The sequence below is a fragment of the Vibrio sp. 10N.261.55.A7 genome (assembly GCF_002877365.1).
Lineage (GTDB): Bacteria > Pseudomonadota > Gammaproteobacteria > Enterobacterales > Vibrionaceae > Vibrio.
This window is the reverse complement of the sequence record NZ_MCWZ01000285.1, coordinates 1-4061: the sequence shown is the minus strand read 5'-3', so window position 1 is coordinate 4061 and position 4061 is coordinate 1. Positions and strand designations below refer to the sequence as shown.

The window sequence follows — 4061 nt, the reverse complement described above, 5'->3', positions numbered from 1 at the left end:
CTTATCACCGAGAATAAGCCTTTAATACTAAGCACGCGTATTATCGACTGTAGCATTATTATCGAGAACGACATCTATGTTGCGTAAGCGTAGCCAAATACGAGATCACCACGAAGAGTCACGGCTATTCAAAAGTCGTGCTCTTGTTGCATTTGTTGGCATTATCCTGTTGATGGGCATCCTGCTCGCTAATTTGTACAACATCCAAATCAATCAATTTCAAGATTATAAAACTCGCTCGAACGATAATCGCATCAAGATTGTTCCTATCGCACCAAATCGAGGTCTAATCTATGACCGAAACGGGAAACTACTCGCGGAAAACAGACCGGTTTTTAACCTTGAGATCACCCTAGAAAAAGTCTCCAACATCGATCATACCATCACGGCTCTTCAGGAGTTACTGCCTGAGATTACTCCAGAACGTGTCGACGCTTTTACTCGGGAGCGACGCCAAACACGCCGCTTTAAATCTGTGCCTATACTCACGCAACTTTCCCAAGAACAAGTGGCGAAATTCTCAGTCAATCAGCATAAGTACCCTGGCGTTGCAGTAACTGCTAACTTAAAGCGCTATTACCCTTATGACGATGTTCTTACGCATGTCATTGGTTACGTTTCACGCATCAATGATCGCGATATGAAACGCCTTATTAGAGAAGAAAAGGACGCCAACTATCAAGCGACCCGTGATATCGGCAAGTTAGGCATTGAGCGGTTCTACGAAGATACACTGCATGGCATAGCGGGCTATCAAGAAGTGGAAGTAAACAGCCGTGGTCGCATCATACGAACGCTGAAATACGTGCCACCCGTTCCAGGAAAAGACATAGTTCTAAACCTTGATATCGATTTGCAGCTTTATGTTCATAAGCTCTTAGACAACCGCCGAGGCGCAGCGATCGTATTAGATCCTGAAGATAATGGCGTTCTCGCTATGGTTTCAAGCCCTAGCTATGATCCGAATGCTTTCGTACATGGTATTTCTAGCAAGGCATACAGTGCACTGCTTAATGATATCAACCGCCCGCTAGTGAATCGTGCCACCTTAGGGATCTATCCACCAGCTTCAACGGTAAAACCTTTCATTGCTGTCGCAGCGCTACAAGAAGGGGTTATCACGCCCAAAACCACTCGTAACGACCCTGGTTACTGGAAGATTCCTAATTCCAAAACAAGGCCGTTTCGTGATTGGTTACGTTGGGGACATGGTGTCGTCGATATTACAAAATCTATCGAAGAATCAGTGGATACCTTCTTTTACCAAATAGCCTATGACATGGGTATTGATAGGCTTTCAAGCTGGATGGCGATGTTTGGATTTGGTGAATATACCGGCATTGATATTCACGAAGAGAGCAAAGCCAACATGCCCACGCGAGACTGGAAAATGGCGCGTCATCGCACACCTTGGTATCAAGGGGACACCATTCCTGTCGGTATTGGTCAAGGCTACTGGACAGCAACGCCAATGCAAATAGCCAAAGCGACATCCGTATTAATCAATCATGGTGAAGTCACGGCACCACACTTGCTACGAGCAACGATTGAAAATGGAGAGCAGTTCGATTTACAACAGCTTGAAGAGTTTGAAACCTACCCTCCAATTACAGGTGTACCTGAAAAATACTGGGACATTGCGACAAATGGTATGCGTTTAGTGCACCACGGGAAAAAAGGAACGGCTCGACGTGCCTTCACGAACATGAAGTACGTCAGTGCTGGAAAATCCGGTACCGCCCAGGTATTCGGCCTTGCTGAAGATCAGGAATACAACGCAGAAGAGCTTGAAGAGCACCTTCGAGACCATGCTCTATATACAGGCTTTGCTCCATTTGAAGAACCGGGATTTGTCGTTACCGTTGTTTTAGAGAATGCTGGTGGAGGTTCGAGCAACGGTGGCCCTGTTGTAAGACGAATTTTTGACCACGCCGTACTTGGTGCGCAAGAGGAAAACGAATAATGATGTTTGATCCTGAAACAGGGAAAAATCGAGCGTTCTTCCAACGCTTCCACATCGATCTCCCTCTCCTATTAGGCATATTGGTTCTAATGGCGTTTGGCCTCATTGTCATGTACAGCGCGAGCGGACAAAGCTATGCGATGATGGACAGACAAGCCATGCGTATGGCCATCTCACTCGTCGTCATGGCAATACTGGCGCAGGTATCCCCACGCACGTACGAATCCCTCGCCCCGTTTTTGTTCTTTTGTGGTGTTGCTTTATTATTAGGCGTGCTTTTCTTCGGTGAGGCATCAAAAGGTGCGCAGCGATGGCTAAATCTAGGCTTTGTACGTTTTCAACCCTCAGAGCTGCTCAAACTCGCCGTTCCATTGATGATCGCTCGATATATAGGAAAACGCGCGCTTCCACCTAGCTTCAGAACCATCATCATTGCTTTGGTTATGTTATTTGTTCCGACCATACTCATCGCAAAACAACCTGATCTTGGTACCTCAATCCTAATTGCGGCTTCTGGAATCTTCGTGATTTTCTTAGCCGGTATTAGCTGGAAAATCATTTTTGCCGCCGTTTTGGCCGTCAGTGCTTTTGCACCGGTTCTTTGGTTTTACATCATGCGTGAATACCAGAAAGTACGTGTACGAACACTCTTTAATCCAGAGTCTGATCCATTGGGGGCTGGCTACCACATCATTCAAAGTAAAATAGCCATTGGCTCAGGTGGGCTATCAGGAAAAGGCTGGCTACAGGGAACTCAGTCTCAGCTGGAGTTTTTACCCGAGCGCCATACCGATTTTATTTTCGCTGTTATCGCAGAAGAATGGGGCATGATTGGTATCCTAGCCCTGCTCAGCATCTATCTGTTTATCATTGGAAGAGGCTTATATCTTGCCAGCCAAGCGCAAACCTCATTTGGCCGGATGATGGCAGGAAGTATCATTTTAAGCTTCTTCGTTTATATTTTTGTAAACATAGGGATGGTGAGTGGAATTTTACCTGTTGTTGGCGTGCCTCTGCCATTGATCAGTTATGGTGGCACTTCAATGGTGACCTTAATGGCCGGTTTCGGCATGTTGATGTCTATCCATACTCATAGAAATGCATTCTCAAAGGCAACATAATTAATGAACCTTAAGCACTGTACATTTGCTCTAGTGAGCGCTGCTGTTTTAGCTGGCTGTTCTTCCTCTGGTCGGTACGATATCGATAATGACGTCGCACCTAATACGCCTATATCGGTAGAACATATTGAAGATGCAGTCCCTCAATATGAACCTTATAGTTTAGGCGGAAATGGCAACTACACTTTGCGCGGCAACGACTACACCATCATTAAAAACGCAAAAGGGTTTAAAGAGTCAGGGCAAGCGTCATGGTATGGGAAAAAGTTTCATGGCCATTTAACCTCTAACGGTGAAATCTATGACATGTACTCAATGACAGCAGCGCACAAAACCCTGCCTATACCAAGCTATGTCAAAGTCACCAATACAGACAATGGTAAATCAACCATCGTTAGAGTAAATGATAGAGGCCCTTTTCACGAAGGTCGCATCATTGATCTTAGCTATGCCGCCGCGTACAAATTGGATGTCATCAAATCAGGTACAGCCAATGTCGACATTGAAGTAATCACAACGGAACGCCCAGACTCTGCACATAAGCAAAGCGCATTTCCAAGTTACATCGTTCAAGTGGCGTCCTCAAAACATCTCGACCGCTCACAGGCACTTGCTAATGATTTAACCCAAAAGCTATCCGTTGAGAGTTACGTGGATACCAATAAATCTATGCATCGCATTTTGCTCGGGCCTTTTACCGATTATGCGTTAACGCAAGATGCTCTAGAACAAGTGAAAGCACTAGGGTATACCTCAGCCTTCATTAGAAAACAGGTCGTCGGTCAGTAATTCACCCTAAAATCCGTGCTGCGTACGCGGCGCTGGCTTGCAAGGTGGTTTCTGTTAATATACGGACAGTTATAATAGAAATTATATATTTATCATGAAAAAAACATCACTATTTAATGCCATTCTAGTTAGCTCTATTGCACTTTCTGTAGGTCTATCAACAACCGTCTCAGCTTCACCTATCGTAG

General features: G+C 45.2%; 3 protein-coding genes. All 3 read left to right on the top strand.

The genetic code is table 11. The features are described from left to right. Nucleotides 1-76 precede the first annotated feature (76 nt). The 3 genes from mrdA to BCU12_RS14265 are packed head-to-tail and all read left to right on the top strand — an operon-like array spanning nt 77 to nt 3873. Nucleotides 77-1963, top strand: coding sequence for a penicillin-binding protein 2 (mrdA, locus tag BCU12_RS14275; protein ID WP_102404929.1), 1887 nt, complete (start codon nt 77-79; stop codon nt 1961-1963). Continuing rightward, on the top strand, nt 1963-3084 hold the full coding sequence (gene rodA / locus BCU12_RS14270) for a rod shape-determining protein RodA (RefSeq protein WP_102404928.1): 1122 nt from the start codon (nt 1963-1965) through the stop codon (nt 3082-3084). Before mrdA ends, rodA begins: the two co-directional genes overlap by 1 nt. Before the next feature lie 3 nt (nt 3085-3087). Continuing rightward, entirely contained in the window at nt 3088-3873 is a 786-nt protein-coding gene (locus BCU12_RS14265) for a septal ring lytic transglycosylase RlpA family protein (protein WP_102404927.1), read from the top strand. Nucleotides 3874-4061 lie beyond the last annotated feature (188 nt).

Coding starts and splice junctions, on each gene's coding strand:
- mrdA (WP_102404929.1), top strand. CDS start 77: ATGTTGCGTAAGCGTAGCCAAATACGAGATCACCACGAAGAGTCACGG.
- rodA (WP_102404928.1), top strand. CDS start 1,963: ATGATGTTTGATCCTGAAACAGGGAAAAATCGAGCGTTCTTCCAACGC.
- BCU12_RS14265 (WP_102404927.1), top strand. CDS start 3,088: ATGAACCTTAAGCACTGTACATTTGCTCTAGTGAGCGCTGCTGTTTTA.